This window comes from Dawidia cretensis (assembly GCF_018598175.1).
Classification (GTDB): Bacteria; Bacteroidota; Bacteroidia; order Cytophagales; family Cyclobacteriaceae; genus Ohtaekwangia; species Ohtaekwangia cretensis.
Genome location: NZ_JAHESE010000001.1, coordinates 553,888 through 577,376, shown reverse-complemented (window position 1 = coordinate 577,376; position 23,489 = coordinate 553,888). Strand labels below are relative to the sequence as shown.

At 52.7% G+C, this 23,489-nt stretch carries 17 protein-coding genes; 4 read left to right on the top strand and 13 right to left on the bottom strand.

Annotated features, from left to right (window positions below):
* Position 1: 1 nt before the first annotated feature.
* The 10 genes from KK062_RS02530 to KK062_RS02485 all read right to left on the bottom strand — a co-directional run bounded on the left by KK062_RS02530 (position 2) and on the right by KK062_RS02485 (position 15,548).
* Positions 2-1,102, bottom strand: a complete 1,101-nt coding sequence (locus KK062_RS02530; RefSeq protein WP_254082655.1) for a DUF4249 domain-containing protein — start codon at positions 1,100-1,102, stop codon at positions 2-4.
* A 4-nt stretch (positions 1,103-1,106) separates the two neighbouring features.
* Positions 1,107-3,815, bottom strand: coding sequence for a TonB-dependent receptor (locus tag KK062_RS02525; RefSeq protein ID WP_254082654.1), 2,709 nt, complete (start codon positions 3,813-3,815; stop codon positions 1,107-1,109).
* Positions 3,816-3,910: 95 nt separating this feature from the next.
* Entirely contained in the window at positions 3,911-4,957 is a 1,047-nt protein-coding gene (locus KK062_RS02520; RefSeq protein WP_254082653.1) for an agmatine deiminase family protein, read from the bottom strand.
* Positions 4,958-5,024: 67 nt separating this feature from the next.
* Positions 5,025-5,903: a carbon-nitrogen hydrolase gene (locus tag KK062_RS02515; protein WP_254082652.1), complete on the bottom strand. Its 879-nt coding sequence runs from the start codon at positions 5,901-5,903 to the stop codon at positions 5,025-5,027.
* Positions 5,904-6,129: 226 nt separating this feature from the next.
* Positions 6,130-7,605 (bottom strand): glutamate synthase subunit beta, encoded by a 1,476-nt coding sequence (locus KK062_RS02510; protein WP_254082651.1) that lies wholly within the window; start codon positions 7,603-7,605, stop codon positions 6,130-6,132.
* A gap of 30 nt (positions 7,606-7,635) precedes the next feature.
* Positions 7,636-12,183, bottom strand: coding sequence for a glutamate synthase large subunit (gene gltB, locus KK062_RS02505; RefSeq protein ID WP_254082650.1), 4,548 nt, complete (start codon positions 12,181-12,183; stop codon positions 7,636-7,638).
* 242 nt (positions 12,184-12,425) lie between these two features.
* A complete protein-coding gene (gene mnmC2 / locus KK062_RS02500; RefSeq protein WP_254082649.1) occupies positions 12,426-13,094 on the bottom strand; it encodes a tRNA (5-methylaminomethyl-2-thiouridine)(34)-methyltransferase MnmC2 in 669 nt (222 codons plus the stop codon).
* A gap of 3 nt (positions 13,095-13,097) precedes the next feature.
* On the bottom strand, positions 13,098-13,577 hold the full coding sequence (gene ispF / locus KK062_RS02495; protein WP_254082648.1) for a 2-C-methyl-D-erythritol 2,4-cyclodiphosphate synthase: 480 nt from the start codon (positions 13,575-13,577) through the stop codon (positions 13,098-13,100).
* 22 nt (positions 13,578-13,599) lie between these two features.
* On the bottom strand, positions 13,600-14,349 hold the full coding sequence (gene truA / locus KK062_RS02490) for a tRNA pseudouridine(38-40) synthase TruA (protein ID WP_254082647.1): 750 nt from the start codon (positions 14,347-14,349) through the stop codon (positions 13,600-13,602).
* Positions 14,346-15,548, bottom strand: coding sequence for a thiolase family protein (locus tag KK062_RS02485; RefSeq protein WP_254082646.1), 1,203 nt, complete (start codon positions 15,546-15,548; stop codon positions 14,346-14,348). The genes truA and KK062_RS02485 overlap by 4 nt, the downstream gene beginning before the upstream one ends.
* 60 nt (positions 15,549-15,608) lie before the next feature.
* Here KK062_RS02485 and KK062_RS02480 point away from each other — a divergent pair, with 60 nt between their 5' ends.
* On the top strand, positions 15,609-16,073 hold the full coding sequence (locus KK062_RS02480; protein ID WP_254082645.1) for a DUF4293 domain-containing protein: 465 nt from the start codon (positions 15,609-15,611) through the stop codon (positions 16,071-16,073).
* A 104-nt stretch (positions 16,074-16,177) separates the two neighbouring features.
* Complete coding sequence (gene htpG, locus KK062_RS02475) at positions 16,178-18,079, top strand: molecular chaperone HtpG (RefSeq protein ID WP_254082644.1); 1,902 nt, start codon at positions 16,178-16,180, stop codon at positions 18,077-18,079.
* 188 nt (positions 18,080-18,267) lie between these two features.
* On the opposite strand, the gene KK062_RS02470 is transcribed toward htpG, so the two are convergent.
* Both KK062_RS02470 and KK062_RS02465 read right to left on the bottom strand, forming a co-directional pair.
* Positions 18,268-19,026, bottom strand: a complete 759-nt coding sequence (locus tag KK062_RS02470) for an LOG family protein (protein WP_254082643.1) — start codon at positions 19,024-19,026, stop codon at positions 18,268-18,270.
* Positions 19,027-19,075: 49 nt separating this feature from the next.
* A complete protein-coding gene (locus tag KK062_RS02465) occupies positions 19,076-19,984 on the bottom strand; it encodes a TIGR01777 family oxidoreductase (protein ID WP_254082642.1) in 909 nt (302 codons plus the stop codon).
* A gap of 43 nt (positions 19,985-20,027) precedes the next feature.
* On the opposite strand from KK062_RS02465, the gene KK062_RS02460 reads away from it, so the two are divergent.
* Both KK062_RS02460 and KK062_RS02455 read left to right on the top strand, forming a co-directional pair.
* The gene (locus KK062_RS02460; RefSeq protein ID WP_254082641.1) at positions 20,028-20,729 is read left to right on the top strand and encodes a hypothetical protein; all 702 of its coding nucleotides are present in this window, start codon (positions 20,028-20,030) and stop codon (positions 20,727-20,729) included.
* A 294-nt stretch (positions 20,730-21,023) separates the two neighbouring features.
* The gene (locus KK062_RS02455; RefSeq protein WP_254082640.1) at positions 21,024-21,992 is read left to right on the top strand and encodes a hypothetical protein; all 969 of its coding nucleotides are present in this window, start codon (positions 21,024-21,026) and stop codon (positions 21,990-21,992) included.
* Between the two features lie 187 nt (positions 21,993-22,179).
* Here KK062_RS02455 and KK062_RS02450 read toward each other — a convergent pair whose 3' ends face one another.
* Positions 22,180-23,394 (bottom strand): beta-helix domain-containing protein, encoded by a 1,215-nt coding sequence (locus KK062_RS02450; RefSeq protein ID WP_254082639.1) that lies wholly within the window; start codon positions 23,392-23,394, stop codon positions 22,180-22,182.
* Positions 23,395-23,489 lie beyond the last annotated feature (95 nt).

Here is a 23,489-nt window from a genome sequence, read left to right as displayed (position 1 = left end):
ATTACCAGAAGGGGGGTCGTGTTGTTGTAGCGCCAGGATAAATGGTTCGACAGTCAGCCACCAGGGTATCAATCGCGGGGTATAGTTTGGGAATGTCGCTGGGTGTGATGAAGATGGCGCTCTTCACGACGGCCGACGCGGTAAAGATGCCGTAAGCTTTCTCCGCTGGGTTGGACGTGCATTCGATCGTGCCTTTTATCTTCACCACCGAGGGCTGAAAGATATCGGTGCCGCCTTGTTGCTGCGCGCGCACGAGCTTCCAGAAGGCATATACATCTTCCGACAGGCTGAGCTGCTCAATGGCAATATGATATTTCTCATAGAAGAGACGCTTGTCTAACGGGATCTGCGCAACTTGTACAGCGTTGAAGGTCATTTCGTCGGCAAAGTCATTGTCCGAGATAAACGCATCGGTGCTATACTGCGGGGCCCAGCAGTCACAACATTCGCAAGGTTTTACCTGGTAGAGGTCCCCGTCGTATACATATCCGCTACAGGGAAGCGGATCTGGGATTACTCCATCGCGATCGCCTTTGGTGCGCAACTCGGGAAAGGTTTTGTAGTGAAACGTTCCCGTCCAGCGCCAACGAAATAAGTTGGAAACGCCTTCTGTACCCCTGGCATCGATAAATATGGCAAAGGCATCTTGGGGCAAACTCAGCACGTTTTCATTTATAACGTTTTCTTGAAATTGAAAATAGACTCTCGAAATGGTACCGGCAGGCTCCAACAGCACGGGCGATGACTCGTATTGTCGTCCATCCGACAGGCTGATAAAAAGTTGATAGGTATACCCTACCGTGCCGCGAAACGATTCTTCGGTGGTAACGTATATTCCTTTTTCGTTTTCCGTCAGCGCAGTGACGTTGCCGTGATCATCCTGGATGCGGACGGTGGCATCGCGTATATAGGTCTGTCGGTCGAGGTCACCATCCAGGGACTGGGTGGAAAAGATCTTTACGCTATACGGGCCCGGCTGGTCGGTAATGGCGCCATCCACTACGATGCCGTCGGCCACCGGAATGTCAGGCACCTTTAGCGGGTCTACACAGGCGCCGATGGCCAGTAGCACCATGAAGAACAATATGTTTCGTACGCGCATGTTGTCAGAATTTAAAACTATAGCTCAACGATGGGACGATCGAACCCACGACCGATAATTTATAGGGCTTGTAAAAGCCTCTTCCGTTATCCTGAAAGAACACCGAGTAGGCATTCTTACGCCCGTATGCATTGTAGAACGAAAGCACCCACGTGCCATCCAGGATCTTCTTACGTTTGTGCGTGCCTTCGATGATGAAGGCCAGGTCCAGACGATGGTAGTCAGGAATGCGATATTTATTCCTGTCCGAGAATGTCATCACCGGCACACCATCTACACTGTAGCCGGCGATCGGCAGCGACATTGGCCGGCCGGTATGGTATGTAAAGTTGCCCGAGAAAAATATTCGCCGCGAGATGCCATACCGCCAGGTGAGCTGTACAACATGTGGCTGGTCATAGTTGGAGGGGTAGCGCTTACCCTCGTTTACCTTCTCTTCGTCCAGGGGACCGTCTACCTTACGCCAGGACCGCGAGTAGGTATAGCTCAGCGTCGTTAACAACCGGCCTTTTACTTTACTGCCCGAAACTTCGACGCCATATGCCTCAGCTTTTCCCGGCAATAGCGCTGTCTCCAGATTCTTGTTGAGAATTAAGTTTGCACCGTCTTTAAAGTCCAGGACGTTATCGATGGTCTTATAAAAACCTTCGACGTAGGCCTCGTAGGTGTTATCCTGAATCGCCCTATAATACCCCAGCGATATTTGGTCCGCTACTTGCGGTTTAAAATATGTATTGCTGGACTGCCAAATATCCACCGGGGTTATGGCGGCCGTGTTTGAGATCAGGTGCATATACTGATACATGCGGTTGTACCCCAGCTTTACCGATGCAAAGGCCGTCAGCGTATAGCGCAGCGACAGACGCGGCTCCAGGCCGACGTACGTCTTCATGTTTTCGCCAGCCCCATACACTGTCGAATCGACGACGTTCTGTGGTTGGCGCGGTTGGCCTTCGGCATACTGATAGGTCGTTCCACGACCAACCCGATTGTAGAGGGAGGCTCGCAGGCCAGCTTCCAACAGGAATTTTTCGCGCCAATAGAATGCATCACTCAGGTACAGCGCCGATTCGGAGGAGCGCTCGTGAAGCATGTGGGTCGCCTTCACATTAGACTCAGCAGCGGTGGGTGTCAGCGATCCGGGCGCAAAGTCATACCACGTGTGGTGGGCGCCGAACGACAGCTTGTGTTCTCCTTCATAGTTGAAGTCCAGCTTAACCGAGGGATAGGTTACATCGTAGGTCAGATCGAAGGCTCTATTCGGATCTTCTTCGCGCATGCTGTAGGCATATTTGCCAAACGATACTGACATGGTACCAAATAGTTTTTCGCTAAAGGACCGGTCATAGTGTATCGATGCGGCAATGTTGCGCGAAGTATATAATGTGTCGTTGGTTAGGCTGAATCGGTCGTAGCTGGTGTAGCCGGACAAGGTCAACTTGGACTTGCTGTTTATTTTGTGAATGAGCTTGAGGGAGGCATCATAGAAGGAGACGGAGCTGTTGCGCAGGCTTTGGTAATCGGACTTGATGGTATTTAACATCCAGTCGGAGTACGAGCCACGTACCGAAGCAATTATGGACGTGGTGTCGGGTTTGATCGGTCCGCCGGCTGTGAGGTAGCTCGAAATGATACCGATGCCACCGCCGCCGTGCCATTTATCGAGCGGGCCCTCTTTTGACTTGATGTCGAGCACCGACGACACACGACCACCGAACTCGGCCGGTATACCGCCTTTGTAGAATGACACCTGACTCACGGCGTCTGCATTAAACGCGGTAAAGAAGCCCAGGGCGTGCGAGGTATTAAAGACGGGAACGCCGTCGTATAACACGAGGTTTTGATCGACTCCGCCACCGCGTACGTTAAAGCCGGAGGCGACTTCACCGACGGTCGTTACGCCGGGTTGATTTTGCACTTGCTTGATGAGGTCGACTTCGCCGAGAAAGGTTGGCGCGCGCTTCATATCTGTCACCCGCAGCGTGGTTTGGCTCACCCGGCGGTTTAGCACGGCCTGGTCGGAGATCACTACTTCGTCCAGCACAGTGGGAGCCTCCTCGAGTATGATGTCAAGCGTTGCATTGGTATATACCTTCGCATCAATTACCTTTTCCCTAAAATTTATATACCGAAAGTGGATCATATTCTCGCCGGTCGACATGGTAGCGGTATAATTTCCTTTTTCGTCGGTCACAGCGGTTTCCTGGTCGTTGACCAATATTACTACCCCTACCATGGGATGTTTGGTGGACTCGTCACGGACAAATCCTGTCACGGTTGCGCGGATGCCGGGCTTGTAGTTTCGGCGGTCGCCGAGCTCGCGTAATTCTATTGCCTTTTTTTCGGCGATGGCCGTTTGCAGCCGTGCTTCGTGGTCGAGCGCTCGCTGGGGATCGCGCACAAAGATGACGGCATAGCCAAACATGAAGGAGTAATGAATGTCACTGCCTTTCAGAAGTTGGTCTAATGTTGCTTTTAAGGATTGGCCGTTAAACCGAGCGTCGACGGTATAAGGCTCCAGCCATTCGGGTGCAAAGAAAAATCGGACCGGATTGGTCTTTTCCAACCGGACGAGCACATCGGCGAGCGGCTCGTCGTTTTGCATGCCGGTCAGGGTAATTGCCGGCAAGTCCTGCCTCGCGGCAGGCAAGTCTTGTGCGTCTATCCAAAACGGAGTGGCCGCGAATACACACAGCAGTAATAATCTTTTCAATAGGCAACAGTTTATAGCTATTAAATATAGCTACAACGCGCCGTCTTATCACAAAGCGGCGGTGTAAAAAATGACCTCCATAAACGGGTGATATGTTATACCGACGGCTCCTGCTGGCTGAGGCAGTGGAACGAGCCCAGGCCCCAGATGATATCAACCGAATCCAGGCCGATCACTTTCCGATCGGGGAAACATTTCTGGAGTATGTCCAGCGCGCGGTCGTCGTTTTTGTCGCGGAAGGTTGGCACGACCACGTATTTATTGCTGATGTAGAAATTGGCGTACGAGGCGGGCAGGCGCATGTCGTCGTATACCACGGCACCCGGCATGGGCAGTTCCACGACGTTCAGCTGCTTGCCGTCTTCCAGGCGCAGGCGGTGCAGCTCGTGCAGGTTCTCTTGCAGAAGTGTGTAGTTTTCGTCGCTTTTATCTTCCTCCACCACGGTCACAACGGTGTCGGCATTGACAAAGCGCGTCAGGTCGTCGATGTGGCCATCGGTGTCGTCGCCCACAATGCCGTCGCCGAGCCACAGGATGTGGTCGACGCCGTAGTAGTTGCGCAAGTATGTTTCGATCTGTTCCTGCGTCAGGTGCGGGTTGCGGTTTTCGTTTAACAAGCAGGCGCGCGTCGTTAGTAGCGTGCCACGACCGTTAAATTCCACTGAGCCACCTTCCATGACGATACCGGGATATACCACCGGCACGCCATAGTGCTGTGCTATGAGTGTCGGTATATTATCGTCGAGGTCAAATGGAGGATATTTACCACCCCAGGCATTGTATCCCCAATCGACGATTATTTTCTTCTGCGCTGCTTTTGGATTGATCAAAAATGCAGGGCCGTGATCACGGCACCAGGCATCGTTGGTGGGGTGCATAAAAAACTGCACGCTGCCCAGGTCTGCACCGGCTTGTTGCAGGTACCCCAGGGCTTTTTGTTTCATCGCCTCGCTTAGCACGTTGATGTTTACCTTCTCTCCTTCGGCTACGCGTTTGATAAACTCGGCATATACCGGATAGATGGCTTCAATCTTACCGGGCCATGAGGCTTCTTTGTGCGGCCAGCTAAGCCAGGTGGCGTCGTGTTTGGCAAACTCTGCCGGGAAAAAATATCCTTGTTGCTTGGGAGTAGTCGTGCTCATGAAAATGCTCTGCGAGATAATGGATGGTGCAAAACTCCCGGCAGGATCGCTGCCGGAAGTTTCGATATTATTCTTCGTCTATGTAACGTTTGGTGATCGGCTGGTAGGAGTCGATGCGACGGTCGCGCAGGAACGGCCAGTGTGTTCTGTAGCGATCGCTCTTATCCATGTCGAGTGTATGTACATGTACTTCTTCTTTGTCGTGCGAAGCCAGGTACTCGATCTTACCGAAGGGGTTGGAGATGAATGAGCCGCCCCAGAATTTCATGGCCCCTTGTTGCTCGAAGCCCACGCGGTTTACGCTTACTACATATACACCATTGGCAACAGCGTGACTGCGCTGAATGGTTTGCCAGGCGTTGTATTGCTCGGTGTTGGTGTCTTCATCTTGCGAAGTAGCCCAACCAATGGCGGTGGGATAAAACAAAATCTCGGCACCCATCAGCGATGTGATGCGGGCGCCTTCGGGATACCATTGGTCCCAGCAGATGAGCACGCCGATCGTGGCGAACTTCGTCTTGAACACTTTGTAGCCGAGATCGCCGGGGGTGAAGTAAAACTTCTCGTAGTATGCCGGGTCATCGGGAATGTGCATTTTGCGATACTTGCCCAGGTACTTGCCATCGGCGTCCAGCACAGCAGTGGTGTTGTGGTAGAGGCCTTCGGCGCGTTTCTCAAACAGCGAGGCGATGATCACCACGCCGAGCTCTTTGGCAAGCGAGGAGAGCACGTCGGTGGACGGGCCTGGAATCGGCTCTGCCAATTTAAAGTTGTCGTAATCTTCCACGTCGCAGAAGTACAGCGAGCGGAACAACTCTTGTAAGCACACGATCTGCGCGCCCTCTGCAGCGGCTTCGCGTATTTTGACGACCGCTTTTTGGAGGTTTTCGTCGGGGTTGGCTGTGCAACTCATTTGCACGGTACCTACTTTCACTGATTTACTCACGTCTTATTCCGTTTTTTTGGCTTCAGAACGCAAAAGTAGAGAAAGTAATTCCGCCAGCAAAAATCAGTGTGAGCGTGCGTGGGAGAGCGAAGAAAAAGCAGGGCAGAATATCAGTGTGCGTGTGAGCGCGAGAGCGAAGGAGATGCAGGGTATGATGGGCAGGGGACAAGAAAAAAGCCTCCCGGCGATGCCTGGAGGCTTTTGTATTCTACTTTAGAGGGGATTTTTACGCTTCTTGCTCGATGTGTATGAACGACTCGTCTTTCGCTTCGAGGTTTGACGAGCCCATCAGCCAGGTGTCTACGGCGCGGGCGGCTTCGCGGCCTTCCGAGATTGCCCACACCACCAGTGACTGTCCGCGGCGTACGTCGCCGGCAGAGAATACACCTTCTTGCGTGGACATGTAGTTTTGCGTCTTGATGTTGCCGCGCTCGTCCAGCTCCAGCTTGAGCTCTTCGACGAGGCCGCCTTTTTCAGCGCCTACGAAGCCGATGGCCAAGGTGACGAGCTCGCAGGGAATGACACGCTCGGTACCGGCGATTTCTTCAAAGCCCATTTTACCTTGTGCGTTTACACCCCATTTGATGTCGACCAGCTTCATGCCGGTCAGACGGCCGGCGCTGTCGCCCACAAACTCTTTGGTCAAAATAGCCCACTGGCGGTTGGCACCTTCTTCGTGTGAGGAAGAAGTGTTGAGGATCATGGGCCAGAGGGGCCAGGGGTTGTTTGCGTCGTCGCGTTTTGCCGGCGGCTTGGCCAGCAGCTCGATTTGTGTCACGGACTTCGCACCGTGACGGTTGGAAGTACCGACACAGTCAGAGCCGGTGTCGCCACCACCAATCACCAATACGTTTTTGTCGGTTGCCATGATCTCTTCGATGGCCAGCTTGTCGCCTGCCACGCGCTTGTTTTGCTGCGAGAGGAAGTCCATGGCAAAGTGTACACCTTTCAGGTTGCGGCCTGGAATGGGCAGGTCGCGCGGCGCCGAAGCACCACCACACATTACGATGGCGTCGAATTCATCTTGCAGGTGTTTCGCGCTGATGTTTACGCCTACGTGCGCGTTGGTGCGGAAGACGATGCCTTCTTGTTCCATCAGGCGCAGGCGACGATCGATCACGTGCTTCTCTAATTTGAAGTCGGGAATGCCGTAGCGCAGCAAGCCACCGATCCGGTCGCTGCGTTCGAATACTGTTACCCAGTGTCCTGCTTTGTTGAGCTGTGCTGCAGCCGCGAGGCCTGCCGGGCCTGAGCCAACCACCGCTACGCGTTTTCCTGTGCGATGCTTGGGCGGTGTAGGCTTGAGGTAGCCTTTTTCAAAGGCTTGCTCGGCAATGGTCTTTTCGATGTATTCGATCGTGACCGGTTTGTTGTTGATGCTGAGCACGCAGCTCGCTTCACACGGGGCCGGGCAAATGCGACCGGTAAATTCGGGGAAGTTGTTGGTGCTGCTTAGGATCCTAATCGCCTCTTCCCACTTGCCGTTGTATACGGCATCGTTGAAGTCGGGAATGTTGTTGCCCAGGGGGCAACCGTTGTGGCAGAACGGCACGCCGCAGTCCATGCAGCGCGCAGCCTGTTGTTTTACTTTCTCTTTATCGAGCGGGTTGTATACCTCTTTATAGTCTTTGATCCGTTCTTTGGTGTCGCGCGATTTTGGCATTTCGCGCTCGAACTTCATAAATCCATCTATCTGTCCCATGTGTCTGTTGCTTAATATGATTGAACTGCATTACTTCTTTACCAGGGCCGGCGCTGCGGTCTTGGCGCTGGCGGCTTGCTTGCCGGCAGCTTTTTGCTTTTGAAGAACGGCTTTGTAGTCGCGCGGCATCACTTTTACAAAAAGCTCTGACGCTACGGCCCAGTTCTCCAGCACCCACTCGGCCGGGTCGCTGCCCGTATACTTGTGGTGCTTTTCAATCATCGCCCGCACTTCCACCTTATCTTCTTCTTCCATGGTTTCGAGGTCGACCATTTCGCGGTTGGTCAGGCGCTCGAGCGCATGTTCGGGATCAAATACGTATGCTATACCTCCGCTCATACCGGCGGCAAAGTTTTTACCGGTCTTACCGAGTACCACTACGCGTCCACCGGTCATGTATTCGCAGGCGTGATCGCCTACGCCTTCCACCACGGCGGTTACGCCTGAGTTGCGTACGCAGAAACGTTCGCCGGCTTGTCCGCGGATATAGGCTTCACCTGCCGTGGCACCGTAGAAGGCTACGTTGCCAATGATGATGTTGTCTTCCGGTTTGAAGCTGGCTTCGCGGTCGGGGTAGATAATAAGCTTGCCACCCGACAGACCTTTGCCAAAGTAGTCGTTGGCTTCGCCTTCCAGCTCGAACGTGAGGCCTGGTGCTCCAAACACACCAAAGCTTTGTCCGGCGGAGCCTTTGAATTGGAAATGTATGGTATCTTCCGGCAGGCCTTTGCCTTTATATTTCTTCGATACTTCGTTCGACAACAGGGCGCCGACAGAGCGGTCGATGTTGTGTATGACGAACTTTTCCTGTACGGCTTCGGCGTCATCGAGTGCTGCACGTGCTGCCTCCACGAGTTTCCAATCGAGTACTTTCTCCAATTCGAAGTCTTGCTCGATCTGTTTGTACAGGCCTACTCCTTCGCGGGAAGAGTCCACGTGCAGGATTGGTGACAGGTCGAGCTTCTTCACTTTCCAGTGTTCGACATCCTGCCGTACGCGCAGCATGTCGGCGCGGCCAATCATTTCATTGACGGTGCGGAAGCCGAGCTCCGCCATGTTCTCGCGCAGGTCTTGCGCGAGGAAGCGGAAGAAGTTTACGACGTGGTCGGGGTCGCCGGTGAAGAGCTTGCGCAGGTCTTCGTCTTGTGTAGCGATACCGACAGGGCATGTGTTCAGGTGACACTTACGCATCATGATACAGCCTTCTACTACGAGGGCAGCAGTCGCTACGCCCCATTCTTCAGCACCCAGCATGGCAGCGATCGCGATGTCGCGGCCTGTGCGGATCTGTCCGTCGGTCTGTAACACGACGCGGCTGCGCAGGTTGTTTTTCACCAGGGTCTGGTGTGCTTCGGCAAGGCCGAGTTCCCATGGTAGGCCAGCGTGGCGTACCGAGCTGATCGGCGAGGCGCCTGTGCCACCGTCGGCACCAGAGATGAGGATCGCGTCCGCTTTCGCTTTGGCGACACCGGCTGCCACGGTACCTACACCCGCTTGCGACACCAGCTTGACGTTGATGCGTGCCTGGCGGTTGGCGTTCTTTAAGTCGAAGATCAGCTGGGCTAAGTCTTCGATGGAGTATATATCGTGGTGGGGCGGCGGCGAGATCAGGCCCACACCGGGTGTGGAGTGACGCACGCGACCGATCCAGTCGTCTACTTTGTGACCAGGGAGCTGGCCTCCTTCGCCGGGTTTTGCACCCTGCGCCATTTTGATCTGCAACTCGTCAGCATTGCTGAGGTAGTAGCTTGTTACGCCAAAACGTCCGGAGGCTACTTGCTTGATGGCAGAACGTTCCCAATCGCCGTTGGCTTTCTTTTCAAAACGTGCGGCATCTTCTCCTCCTTCACCGCTGTTGCTTTTACCGCCGATGCGGTTCATGGCAATGGCCAGCGTGCTGTGCGCTTCGTGCGAGATAGACCCGAACGACATTGCGCCGGTGGCGAAGCGTTTGAAGATTTCTTCTACCGGTTCTACTTCCTCCAGCGGTACGGGGTTGCGCTTCTTGAACTCAAACAAACCGCGGATGGTGATCTGTTCTTTTGTTTGCTCGTTGATGCGGTGCGCGTACTTCTTGTATTGTTCGAAGTTGTTTGTCTTGGTAGAGTGTTGCAGCAGGTGAATGACTTCGGGGCTGAACATGTGTTTTTCGCCGCGGCGTTTCCACTGGTAGATACCGCCCACTTGCAGCTCTTTGCTTTCTGCTTCGTAGGCAAGTTTGTGACGTACGAGCACTTCTTGCGCCAGGTCGTCGAACGAGAGGCCTTCGATGCGGCTGATGGTGCCGCGGAAGCATTTCTCGATCACGTCGCTGCCCAGACCGAGGGCTTCGAAGATCTGCGACGACTGGTATGATTGCAGGGTGCTGATACCCATTTTCGACATGACTTTCAACAGACCGTTACCGATGCCTTTCTGATAGTTGGCGTATGCTTCCTCATCGGGCAGCGGCTTGTAGAACATGCCATGCTTGTTCATGGAGTGGATGGTCTCCAGCACCATGTACGGGTTTACCGCGCTGGCTCCGTAGCCAATGATGGTAGCATAGTGATGCACTTCCCACACGTCGCCGGCTTCTACTACGATGCCTGCTTGTGTGCGGATGCGTTTGCTTACCAGGTATTGGTGCACGGCACCTACCGACAGCATGGACGGGATCGGTGCGTGGTCGTTGCTGATCTTTTTATCCGACAGGATGAGGATCTTCTTGCCGGCACGTACGGCCTTCTCGGCTTCTGCGCAGATGCGGTCAATGCTTTCTTCCAGGCGACCGGGGGCGCCGTCGGCGTTGAACACGCATTGGATCACGGCATATTCAAAGCCCTGGTCTTGCAGGTGCTTGAGCTTTTCCAGGTCGTCGTTCAGCAGCACGGGCTGCGAAATGTGAATCTGGTTGGTGTGCTGTGGTGTTTCGTCCAGCACGTTGAGGCTGGCGCCGACACGCGTGAACAGCGACATCACCAAACGCTCGCGGATCGGGTCGATCGGCGGGTTACTTACCTGCGCGAAGAGCTGCTTGAAGTAGTTGGAGATGTGACGGCTTTCTTTTGAGAGTATGGCCGGCGGTGTATCGTCACCCATGGAGCCGATGGCTTCGTAGCCTTTCTCAGCAACAGGAAGTATGATCGTCTTGATGTCTTCGGCGGTGTAGCCATAGGCATTTTGACGTTGTACGAGTGTCTTTTCGTCGAAGGAGGTTTCTACCCACTCTACTTCGGGCTCGAGGCGCAGCTTGAGGCGGTTCTGGATGATCCAGTTGTAGTATGATTTGCCTTCGTAGACGGCGCGTTTTACTTTGTCGTCGTCGAGGATTTTGCCGGCTTCGGTGTCGATCATGAGCATTTTGCCCGGCGTGATGCGACCCTTTTCAATAACATCTTTCGGATCGATCTGCAGTGCGCCGGCTTCTGAGCCGGCGATGACGCGACCTGTGCGTGTTACACAATAACGTAGCGGGCGCAGACCGTTACGGTCCAGCGTGGCACCGATGCGGGTACCGTCGGTGAAGACGAGTGCGGCGGGGCCGTCCCACGGCTCCATCATGGAGGCGTGGTACTTGTAGAACGCCTTGCGGTGCGGATCCATGAGCTTGTTGTCCTGCCAGGCTTCGGGCACGAGCATCATCATGACGTGTGGAATGGTGCGGCCAGAGAGCACCAGCATTTCTACCAGGGCGTCGAGGTTGGCCGAGTCGGAGCCGTCGGGGCTGGTGATCGGCACAAGCTTTTTCAATTCTTCGTCGCTAAACAACGTCGATTTGAAAAGCGCCTCTTTGGATTTCATTTTGTTGACGTTGCCGCGGATGGTGTTGATCTCACCGTTGTGTGCGATGTAGCGGAACGGCTGCGCCAGTTTCCAGTTCGGAAAAGTATTGGTCGAGAAACGCGAGTGTACCAGTGCCAGGGCTGTTTTGAGTCGCGTGTCCTGAAGGTCGTCAAAGTATGCGCGCAACTGCTCCGTGCGCAGCTGACCTTTATAGATGATTGTACGCGCGGAGAAGCTCGTGATGTAAAAGTCTTTGTTGTTTCCTTTTACGGTGTCTTCGATGATGTGCTGCGTATAGTTGCGCAGAACAAATAGTTTTCGCTCCAGGGCGTCGCCGGCGAGAGTTTCGTCCACGGGTTTAACAAACACCTGCTCGATCGTAGGCTCCACTTCGGCAGCACCCGGGCCGGGCACGCTGTGGTCTACCGGTACAACGCGAAAGCCGATGAGCTCGAAACCCAGTTCTTTTATATTCCTGCGCAGTACTTCGCGGCAGGCGTTTTGCACTTTCTTATCACGCGGAAAGAAGACCATACCCACACCATATTTCCCGAGGACGGGCAATGTGAAGCCCAGGCGTGTTGCTTCTTCGATGAAAAATTCGTGGGGCAGCTGGATCAAGATTCCGGCACCATCCCCTGTCTTTGGGCTGCTCCCTCTTCCTCCCCGGTGCTCCATGTTCTCGAGCATGCACAATGCATCGCGCAGGTTTTGATTGGTTTTGTTGCCGTTTATGTTGGCAACAAAGCCGATCCCGCAGGCATCGTGTTCCAGTTCAGGGGTGTACAGACCACGGCTGGTTGTTTCTTTCATTACTTCTGGCGTTTACTAGTTGTTATGGGTGTGTTAATTCTCTGTTTTGAGCGGAACAGAGTCTATAAAGTTATGGAGAAAACAGAAGAAATTTCTGAGGTTTCAGCGATGCAAAGAATTTTTTGAATCTTTTCACAAAAAATTCAGAATGCTTCAAAAACTAAAAAACGAATACGATTGCACCCTGTTCAGTTTTGAAAAATTCAAGAAACAGCGAAAACGATTGAAGAATTTTCAATGAATTATACGCTCCGCACACCGCGCACCATTTCCTTCTTGCCGGGAGGTCCTGGAAGTGTTTCTACCGTCAATCCCAGGGCTTTCAGATCGCGTTTCAACTGGCCTTTGGCACAGTACGTCACAAACATTCCTCCGGGCCGCAACGTTTGCACGGCTTTTGCCAACATGTCGTAGGTCCACATCTCGGGTTGCTTGTTCGGCGCGAATGCGTCGAAGTAGATCACGTCGGTTTGCGCCGTCGGTAAGGTTGCGTCCTGCAGCGATACCGTTAGTTTCTGCAATTGAAATGTCGGGCGTACAGCGACCGACTGGTTCCAGGGGGCCTGGTGTATTGCGTGAAAGAGTGTTTGCGCGGCGGGCGTGGTAGTATAATTCAGCTGTACCCACAGGTCTTCGGGCAGCGGCGCAGTTTCCAGCGAGGTATAGTGCACGGTCACACCTTTTTCTTCGGTGTGCTGTGCGGTGAGTAACGCGTTGAGGCCAGTGCCAAACCCTATTTCCAGCACGGCCACGGTGGTGGCGCCGGAGGCCAGGAAGCGATCGAGGCCCTCTTGTATAAAGACGTGTAGCGACTCTTGCACAGCGCCGTGGCGCGAGTGGTAGGTCTCGTTCAGGGCGGTGTTGAGCAGGGAATGCGAGCCGTCGCCGGTGGTAATGATTTCGATACTCATTCTTTATTTATAGATCAGCACCACGGCGGATGCATTCACTCCCTCTTCACGGCCTACGTAGCCCAGCGTCTCCGTTGTAGTCGCTTTGATGGCGATCTCTTCTTCGGTTACGTTCATGAGGGGCGCCATGGCTTTTTTCATGGCATCGATGTGCGGGCCGATCTTGGGTTTCTCCAGGCAGATGGTGCAGTCGACGTTGCCGACTTTCCAGCCTTTCTCGGTGATCATACGCGTGACTTCTTTTAGGAAGAACTTGCTGTCCATGCCTTTCCACCGGTCATCGGTGTTTTTAAAATGAAACCCGATGTCGCGCATGTTGGCCGCACCGAGCAGGGCGTCGCAGATGGCGTGGATCAATACGTCGGCGTCGCTGTGGCCTACGGCACCTTTGGTGGCGGGCAGCTTGATGCCTCCCATCCAAAAATCTCTTCCTTCTTCTAATTGGTGTACGTCATAGCCCATGCCTACGCGAATGTTTGTCATTGCTTCTCTGTATTAAGTACGATTATTCTTTTACAAATATACGGCTGTGGTATTTAACCCGGGTGAGGTACAGTCCGTGGGGCGGCACGTTGGCACCGGCCTGTTTACGATCGCGGCTTTGCACGATGGTTTGAAATTCGCGCAGCGAGGTGCGACCACTGCCCACATCGAGAAGGGTGCCTACGATGGCACGCACCATGCCGCGCAGAAATCGGTTGGCGGTGATGATGAACTCCAGCCGCGCGCCGTCTTCGCGCCACTCGGCTTTTTTCATGTCGCAGCGAAAGTGGTTGACATCGGTTTGCACCTTGCTAAAGCAGGCAAAGTCGTGCTCGCCTAACAGCGTTGCCGCGGCGCGGTTCATGGCGTCGACGTCGAGGGGTCGGAAATAATACAGCGCGAGCCCTTCGGTGAACGGGTCTTTCACGCGCGTGATGCGGTAGTGGTAGGTGCGCTCATACGCCTCGTACCGCGCGTTGGCCTCGGGCTGTACGGGCCGGATGGCGTGGATGGCGATGCTTTTGGGTAGAAAGGAGTTAAGCTTTACGAGCAGCGTGGGCCGGTCGAAGTCTTTTTCAATATCGGCGTGGAAGTACTGCTGCTCGCAGTGTACACCCGCGTCGGTACGGCCGCTGCCGGTAATGCTGATTTCTTCGCGCAGCAACTTTGTCAGTGCGTCTTCTACCACGGCTTGTACGCCGACAGCATTGGGCTGTGACTGCCACCCGCTATAGGCAGCGCCGTGATAGGCTATCTCAAAAAAATACCTCATAAAGATTCATACACGATGGCGGCCCCCTGGCCCACGCCGATGCACATCGTCGCCAGTCCATAGCGGGCGTCGCGGCGTTTCAGCTCGTGCAGCAAGGTAGCGCTGATGCGCACGCCACTACAACCCAGGGGATGGCCGAGGGCGATGGCTCCGCCGTTGACATTTACCCGGTCGGGGGACAGGCCCAGGTCTTTTATACATGCCAACGCCTGGGAAGCGAAGGCTTCGTTGAGCTCGATCAAGTCCAAATCTGCTACGGTCAGGCCCGCGCGTTGTAAGGCTTTTTGCGTGGCCGGTACGGGGCCGACACCCATGTAGGCGGGATCCACACCGGCGACAGCGGTCGATACGATGCGTGCCATGGGCTTCAGGTTCAGTTGTCTCAGCAGGGCCTCGCTTACCACCAGGCAGGCGGCGGCACCGTCGTTTATACCGGAGGAGTTTCCGGCGGTGACGGTACCCTGCTCGCGAAAGGCGGGCTTTAAGGTGGCGAGCTTTTCCAGCGTCATGGTGCGTGGGTGTTCGTCTTTATCAAATATTATGATTTCCCGGCGCGCGGTTGGCGAGGGTAGGGCCACGGGTACCAGTTCCGCCTGGAAACGGTTTTGCTCATACGCGTGTTGGTAACGCGCCTGCGACTCCAGCGCGAAGCGATCTTGCTCTTCGCGCGTGATGCGCCATTTCTCCGCTACGTTCTCGGCGGTTTCGCCCATGGACCAGGGATGGTAGAGCGCTGAGAGTTTGTCGTTCACAAACCGCCAGCCGAGGGTTGTATCGAAGATCTCTGCTTTGCGGGCAAAGGACTCTTCGGCTTTGGCCATTACAAAGGGTGCGCGGCTCATGCTTTCTACGCCGGCGGCGAGGTACGCATCGCCCGCACCGGTCATGATGCCCTGGGCGGCTTGCATGATGGCTTGCAGGCCCGAGGCGCACAGGCGGTTGACGGTCACCCCCGCCACGGTGATGGGCAGGCCCGCTAACAGCAGGGCCATACGGGCTACGTTGCGGTTGTCTTCGCCTGCCTGGTTGGCCGCGCCGACGATCACATCTTCAATAACCGAAGCGTCGACGGCGGGCTGACGTTGCAGCACCTCGCGCAGCACGTAGGCGGCGAGGTCGTCGGGACGCACGGAGGCCAGCGTACCGCCGTAGCGGCCGATGGGCGTGCGAAGTATATCGACAATAAAGGCAGCTGGCATACGCGGGCTGGTGTGAATTATTTTTGATTACTTTTGCCCTCAAGTTAACGCAACCGGCACATGTGGCAAAGAATTCAAACTGTATTTCTGGGTATTACCATCCTTAGTCTGATCGCTTCCATCTTCCTACCGATCTACATGCACGTAGACGCCTCCGGCAAAACGCATGCGCTTTACGCGCTGCATTATACCGTTATTGAGAACAACGTGCGTACCAGTCAATATTTCCCGTATAGTGTCATCGCTGTCCTGTACATCGCGGCGGCAACGATCGCTTTTATTGAAATTCAAAAGTTCCGCAACCGCCTGTTGCAGGTGAAGCTCGGCGCGTTGAACGCCGTCTTCCTCGCTGTCGCTGTCGGCGTGGCGGTTTACTTCGCCAGCGGACTGCTGAAGGCCAACCAGGAGGGCAACTACGACTACGGTCTGTGGGCGCCTTTTGTGGCGGTGATCTGTAACTGGGCCGCGATCCGGTTTATAAAACGCGACGAAAAGATCGTACGCGACTCCGATCGCCTGCGCTAAGCGCTCGAAATTCTGCCACCTTGGCACATTCCTGAACTGGAACAACATTTGAAATCCCCGCCTGTCGGGGATTTTTTTATTCCCCACCCTTAAATCTGACAAATATGGCAGCAACACAAGAAAAAGGTACGATCTCCATTCACACCGAGAACATCTTTCCCATCATTAAGAAGTTCCTTTATTCCGACCATGAAATATTCCTGCGCGAGCTGGTTAGCAATGCCGTAGACGCCACCCAAAAATTGAAGAAGCTGGCGTCGCTGGGCGAGTTCTCCGGTGAGCTGGGCGACCTGAAGGTGGAAGTGAGCTTTGACAAAGAGAAGAAGACCATCACCGTTAGCGACAAAGGCATTGGCATGACGGGCGAGGAGATCAAAAAATATATCAATCAGATTGCATTCTCGGGTGCTACTGAGTTTGTAGAGAAGTTTAAAGACAAGACCGATGCGAAAGATATCATCGGTAAGTTCGGTCTCGGTTTCTACTCCGCCTTCATGGTGTCTGACAAGGTAGAGATCGTTTCCCGCTCTTTTAAAGTAGGTGCCGACGAGGCTGCCCGTTGGGAGTGTGACGGTTCGACCGAGTACGAACTGACGCCTGCTGAGAAGGCTGAACGCGGTACGGATGTTATTCTGCATATCAATGCCGACTCTGAAGAGTTCCTCGATGAGTGGAAGCTGAAAGGCATTCTCGATAAGTACTGTAAGTTTTTGCCGGTGGAGATTAAGTTCGGCACGCAGGAGAAGAACGAAGAGGACGGTGTTGACGAGGAAGGTAAGCCTAAGTATAAGTCGGTTACAACCGACCGGATTATCAACAATCCTGCTCCCCTGTGGGCGAAGTCGCCGTCTGAGTTGAAGGATGAGGATTATCTCTCTTTCTATAAGGAGTTGTATCCCTTCTCGGAAGAACCGCTGTTCTGGATTCACCTGAATGTTGATTATCCTTTCAACCTGACGGGTATTTTATACTTCCCGAAGGTGAAGAACGATTTCGAGATGCAGAAGAACAAGATTCAGCTGTACTCACGCCAGGTGTTTATTACGGACGAAGTAAAAGATGTCGTGCCCGACTTTCTCATGATGTTGCACGGGGTGCTCGACTCGCCCGATATTCCGCTGAACGTGTCGCGTAGCTACCTGCAAAGCGACGCTAGCGTGAAGAAAATCAGCGCTCACATTACGAAGAAAGTGGCAGATAAGCTGCAGGAGATCTTTAAGAAGGACCGCGCCGACTTTGACAAGAAGTGGGATGACATCAGCGTGTTTGTTAAGTATGGTATCATCAGCGACGAGAAGTTTTACGATAAGGCGAAGGATTTTGTCCTGTTGAAAAATACCGACGGCAAGTATGCTACGATTGAGGAATACAAAGAGAAGGTGAAAGCTACGCAGACGGACAAAGACGGCAACCTGGTGTATATCTATTCATCTGATCCGGGTAAGCAAGATAGCTTTATTCAGGCGGCTAAAAATAAAGCCTATGATGTGCTGGTGTTAGACGGTGTGTTGGATAGTCACTTTATCAATACGCTCGAGCAGAAGCTGGAGAAGACGCAGCTGAAGCGTGTTGATAGCGAGACGGCGGATAAGCTGGTGGATACAGACAGCAAGACTGAGAGTGTGCTGAGCAACGAAGAGCAGGAGCAGGTGAAGGGCATCTTTGAGAAGGCTATTAATAATAAGAGCTTTACGGTGGCGATTGAAGCGCTGTCACCCGATGATTTGCCGGTGTTGATTACGTTGAGTGAGTTTATGCGCCGGATGAAGGATATGGCGAAGCTTGGTGGTGGCGGTTATGCTTTTATGGGTCAGATGCCGGATAATTATGCGGTGGCTGTGAATGGTAACCATGGGATTGTGCAGAAGATCCTGAAGGCTGACGCGGAAGAGCAGAAGATCAAGCTGGCGAAGCAGTCGTTTGATTTGGCGTTGCTGTCGCAGGGTATGTTGACGGGGGCGGATTTGACGAGCTTTATTAAGCGGAGTGTTGAGTTGGTTTCGTAGTCTTAATTCAGTCAGCTATATATATACAAAAGGGCCCCGGCAGTGTCGGGGCCTTTTTGTGTGACGCACCTTCGCTTGCTTGGTGCTTGGTGACACTACGGCCCTCGCCAGTCTGAAGACTGGCATTGGGGCAGGTCCAAGTCGCCCTCCCTTCGGTCGGAAGACTTGAACCAGATGTCACCGTACCGTTAGAAGTTGGGGGAGAGTAGATATTTGGAATAGAATTCTTCGATGACTTTTACGGCGTCTTCTGGGGTGTCTACTACTTCGAAGAGATAGTGGTCGTCGGCGTCGATCATCTTTTCTGCTACTAATACCTTCTTCCACCATTCGACGAGTCCGCTCCAGAATTTTTTTCCTACCAGGACGATGGGGAATCTTCCAATTTTCTTCGTTTGGATCAATGTTAATGCTTCCATTAGCTCGTCGAGTGTGCCGAAGCCGCCGGGCATTACGATGAATCCCTGGGAGTATTTTACGAACATTACCTTGCGCACGAAGAAGTAGTCGAATGTGATGAGCTTGTCGGGGTCGATGTATATATTTCCTTTTTGCTCGTGGGGTAGATAAATATTTAAGCCTACGGATTTTCCTTTTGCGCGGTTGGCGCCTCTGTTGCCGGCTTCCATTATCCCGGGGCCACCGCCGGTGATGACACCGTAGCCATGTTTCACCAGTTGAAAGGCAATTTCGTCGGCCATTTTATAGTAGGGATTGCTGGGCTTTACGCGGGCTGAGCCAAAGATGGTTACGCAGGGGCCGATCTTTGCGAGCTTGTCAAAGCCTTCTACAAATTCGGACATTACTTTAAAGATCACCCAGCTGTTCGAGCTTTTGATCTCGGCCCAATCTTTGTCTTGAAATGCCTGGCGGATACGTTGCTCTTCTTCCAGGCTTTGTTGAAACGCCGGTGTTTCTATTTCCTTTTTCTTTGATTTTTTTGCCATGATGTCAAACCTTGTTACGGCTGTTTATACGTATGCAATACGGTGGAAGTTAGTGAAGAAGGTCTTTTAATGCACCCTCCAGTGTCTTAAATTGAAATTGAAAACCTTCGCGCTGGATCTTTTCCGACGACACGTTGCTGCCGGTCAGTACCACCTCGGCCATTTGTCCAATCAACATCTTCAACACAACGCCCGGCACAGGGGGCATAAACACCGGCCGGCCCATGGCCTTGCCGATGGCTTTTGTCAGCTCGCGGTTGTTAGTAGCATACGGGCCCGTGCCATTGTAGGGGCCTTGCATGGCCTCATCGTCCATGGCCTTGATAAACATGCGGCAGATGTCGTGGATGTGAATCCAGCTTACGTTTTGACGCCCGGTGCCCAGCGGTGCACCGACAAAGAGCTTTACCGGCCTGGCCATCTGTTCCAATGCGCCACCCTCTGCTGCCAGTACTATGCCGATGCGAATCTTTACCACGCGAATGCCCAATGTAGCGATGCGGTCTACTTCTTCCTCCCAGGCCCGTGTTACTTGCGCCATGAAATCTTTGCCGGCGGGATGTTCTTCGGTTAGCAAAGAGTCGTTGTCTTCAAAGCCATAGTAGCCAATCGCCGAGGCGGAGACAAAGGTCTTGACCGCGTGCGGATTGTGGCGCAAGGTGTCGTACAGCAGGCGCGTGGAGTGCGTGCGGCTTTCGAGGATTTCCTTTTTGTAGGAGTTCGTCCATCGCTTTTCGCCGACGCCAGCACCGGCCAGGTGTACAATCGTATCAGTGCCTTGCAGGGCGGCTACATCAAGTTTTGCTTGAGCGATGTCCCATAAAAAGGTGGTTGTCTTGTTGCCACGGTTGCTGCGACTGAGGTGTGCCACGTGGCGGCGTTCGCGTTGTAAGAGCTCGGTGAGGTGCGTACCGATAAGACCTGAAGCACCGGTAATTAGTATATTTTTTGCAGTCAATTTTTCAGTAGTTTTGAGCCCTCAATTCTACAAAGTAAACAACATGTCGCTAACGAAAAAGTTTGCCCTGATCTTTTCATTTTTTGCGCTTACACTTACCACCACCGCCCAAACTGTAAAAGTTAAAAAAGAGACCGCCCGTGTAAAGGGAGAAAATCTCCAAGGTTTTGAGGTAGAGCTCGACGGCACGCCTGAGGAGGTTAACACTGCGCTGCTCAAGCTTGCCAAGTCGCTTGGCAAGGCCAAGCAGGCTACCGACGCTATTACGATCAACGAACCCACCGTTGGCGCCATTCCGTACGCTACACCGGCTTATGCGGTGATGAAAACCAAAAGCACTACCAAGGCGGCCGCCTGGATCGGTGTGAAGCCGGAAGGGGGCTCTGCGGAAACTACGGCACATGTTAACAAAGAGCTTGAGAAACTGATGCACGACTTTGGCGTGAAGTTCTATCGGGAGAAGATCCAGGTGCAGATCGATGAGTCGATGCGTGCCGCACAGGCAGTAGATAAGCAGCAACAGAAGTTGACGAATGAGAATAAGAACCTGAACACCAAGGTAGAAGATAACAAACGCGAGAAGATTCAACTGGAGAAGTCGATTGAAAATAATAAGCTGGCGAACGCTGACCTGTTGAAGAAGATCGCGAAGAATAAACACGATCGTGACTCTGTGGCGCTGGCGGGTGTGCAGATTAAGAAGGTGATGGAGGCGCAGAAGGAGAAGCAGCGGAAGGTAAATTGACGTAGACAAAAATTGGTTAACCTGATTTATCCGGTTAATAGGGATTGCGCTAATTAGCTGTATGTCTGGTATGGCTTATGTATAGCTGTGGTATATGTTTGATACGGGTAATCCATAGCGTTGCCTTAGGTGGGTAGTAGGGATGGCCCGGGTAGTGGCCAGGTTTGACCCCCGCAATTCAATTACCGTTCGTGGACAGTTGAGATTAATGCCAAATCTTCTAATGACATCTCGTCGCATTTTCCTGGTCAATTCGGCGGCGAAAGACGATCTTAGGTTTATACTTAAGAGCGTATGGCGAAACAAACGGGCACTATTAAGTTAATAGGCAAGTTAGGTGGAAACAGCTATTACTATACTAAAGATAACGGCTATCTCGTCCGAAAAATAACGTCTGTCGATGCTGAGCGTATTCGTACTGATCCTGCTTTTGAGCGTGTGCGTGAGAACAACACGGACTTTGGACGGTGTGCATGGGGTGTTAAGCTCTTGCGCGCTGCGTTTATACCGCTGTTCGCCGGTGCAGCGGATACACGCATGACCAGCAGGCTTACTCAGGCAGTTATGGCGGCCATGCAGTTCGACACAACCAATATGCCTGGCATGCGACGTCTGGAGTCGGGCGATATGGGATTGCTGCGTGGGTTTGAGTTTAATAAAGAGACTTCGCTGAAGCGCGTGTTAAAGGCGTCGTATGCTACCGATGTTAATCACGAAAAAGGTATTTGTACGGTCACGATTACGCCGTCCGATAAGAAGCTGGTGCTTCAGCATGCGGATGCCTCGCGTTTTCGGTTTGTGGTGGGCATAGCCAGGATTGATTTCAAGACCGGTGCACATTCCGTGGAGTACATTCGGTCAACGGAGATATCAACACGCAAGATGGAAACAATGCCTATGGTATTTACAAGCCGTATAATGCCCGTTAAGAATGAGTTTCTTCTTATAACGTTAGGTATTGAGTATCTCCGGCAGGTTGACGGCGAATATTGTGTGGTGGAGGGTAAGAAATATACTGTGTTAACGCTGATTCGCGTGGAAAAAGCGTGTCGGAAAAAGGAGAAAAAAACCGCACACGGTAAAAACCGCATTTCCTGGCAGCGAAGGATTACGCGAGCCCTACGTCTTCGTCCCGCGGTTCATATAAATAGATTCGCTACTAAACGTTGCTGTCTGTTTTCCAGGCGCAATCGATATGTACCAGAACTCGAGTTGCCAAACCCGCTCAAGTCTACTTTAGACACGTTTTATGGAAGTTCATAGAACTTCACAAGAAACACAATGTTAAACGTTACTTAGAAAAATGATGATGAATTTTGATAACGAGGTCTCAGACGCTGTTTACGTGGAGACTAAAAAATAAATAAGACAGAAATGAGCTTCATTCCCGCCAGACAGTAAAAAAAAGGGCTGCGATTGCAGCCCTTTTAATTATGTCAGGACAGATATCTTATTTCTTAGTCCAAGTACCTTTCCAGGAGTCGAAGTTAGCACCAGTAGGCTCGTTTGCCACGAGGGCTGCTTCTAGTTTCCCTTTAGCAGTGTCAACTGCTGAACCGGGATCTGTTTCGCCGTCGTCAAGCTTAACGTCGTAGTTCTTATCAGCAACGTCAGAATAAACGTTTGTGAACTTCAGGGAATTGTCGCCGAGATTCTGCAACGTTACCAGTGAACGAGCGTCGATTGCGTCGTCGCTGTAGCCTTTGATAACGATGTTGTCGAAAGTCCCTTTCGAACCTTCGCGGATACGGATACCGTCTACAGTCTCGCCGTCGCCGTTTTTCACTACTTCATAACCCATGATGGTAACGTTTTTAACAGTGGGGTTAGAAAAAGGAGTAGCGGCATTGTTAACGTCCAGGTTGTCAGCTTCGATACCTTTGTCTTGCAGGTAGTTAACATCGTTCATTTGCTCCGTGTACAGGTACTGTATAGTACCCGACCAGCCTTGTGCCCAGTCGAACTGGTCATCTTGCGAACCGTAGCAGAATACGTAGCTCAGGTTTACCGTGCCACCGAACATTTCGATGCCATCGTCAGCACCTTTGTAGGCTTCGATGTGATCGATCACTGTACCGCTACCCACACCGTAGAGCGTGATACCGTTGTGTTCTTTTTCAGCGTTGATCTTGCTACCGGAGTATTCCGTACGCAGATATTTGATAGTACCAGAGTTGTCAGCTGCAGCTGTGCCACCATAACTTGCATCACCGATTTCAGTAATAGCAGTAGTGCCCACGTTGATCGGAGCGCGACCGCAAACCAGCAGACCACCCCATGAACCGGGCTGCTCAGCTTCAGCTGTCAGAACGATCGGTTTCGCATCGGTTCCTTGAGCATCGATCTTAGCACCTTGCTCGATTACGATAAACATTGCGTTGCTAGAACCATCTTCAGAAGCAGTAACTGTTACACCGGCTTCGATCTTCAGCGTGCCACCATCTCTTACGCGCAGCGCTTTGTCAATGGTGAAAGAACGGTCTGCTTTCAGAGTCAGAGTTTCGCCGCTTTTCACCTCACCAATCAGTGTCTCGCCATCTGCCGGCTCCAACGCTGTAGGCTCGTTGCTGCCATCTTCGTCATCGTCATCGCTACATGCTGTGAAGGCCACCGCCGCAGCCAGCAGGATAATCAGTGACCAGCTTAATTTCCAAGCTTTTTTCATAAGTGAATTTTAGTTAGTACGTTAAAGTTGAGTGCAAAGAAAAGGCCTTAATATTAAGATGTTGTTAAGACGCCTTTACCAAACCTTTACTCTTG

Coding starts and splice junctions, on each gene's coding strand:
- mnmC2 (WP_254082649.1), bottom strand. CDS start 13,094: ATGAGTATCGAAATCATTACCACCGGCGACGGCTCGCATTCCCTGCTC.
- gltB (WP_254082650.1), bottom strand. CDS start 12,183: ATGAAAGAAACAACCAGCCGTGGTCTGTACACCCCTGAACTGGAACAC.
- KK062_RS02520 (WP_254082653.1), bottom strand. CDS start 4,957: ATGAGCACGACTACTCCCAAGCAACAAGGATATTTTTTCCCGGCAGAG.
- KK062_RS02455 (WP_254082640.1), top strand. CDS start 21,024: ATGGCGAAACAAACGGGCACTATTAAGTTAATAGGCAAGTTAGGTGGA.
- KK062_RS02530 (WP_254082655.1), bottom strand. CDS start 1,102: ATGCGCGTACGAAACATATTGTTCTTCATGGTGCTACTGGCCATCGGC.
- ispF (WP_254082648.1), bottom strand. CDS start 13,577: ATGACAAACATTCGCGTAGGCATGGGCTATGACGTACACCAATTAGAA.
- KK062_RS02470 (WP_254082643.1), bottom strand. CDS start 19,026: ATGGCAAAAAAATCAAAGAAAAAGGAAATAGAAACACCGGCGTTTCAA.
- KK062_RS02485 (WP_254082646.1), bottom strand. CDS start 15,548: ATGCCAGCTGCCTTTATTGTCGATATACTTCGCACGCCCATCGGCCGC.
- KK062_RS02510 (WP_254082651.1), bottom strand. CDS start 7,605: ATGGGACAGATAGATGGATTTATGAAGTTCGAGCGCGAAATGCCAAAA.
- truA (WP_254082647.1), bottom strand. CDS start 14,349: ATGAGGTATTTTTTTGAGATAGCCTATCACGGCGCTGCCTATAGCGGG.
- htpG (WP_254082644.1), top strand. CDS start 16,178: ATGGCAGCAACACAAGAAAAAGGTACGATCTCCATTCACACCGAGAAC.
- KK062_RS02480 (WP_254082645.1), top strand. CDS start 15,609: ATGTGGCAAAGAATTCAAACTGTATTTCTGGGTATTACCATCCTTAGT.
- KK062_RS02450 (WP_254082639.1), bottom strand. CDS start 23,394: ATGAAAAAAGCTTGGAAATTAAGCTGGTCACTGATTATCCTGCTGGCT.
- KK062_RS02460 (WP_254082641.1), top strand. CDS start 20,028: ATGTCGCTAACGAAAAAGTTTGCCCTGATCTTTTCATTTTTTGCGCTT.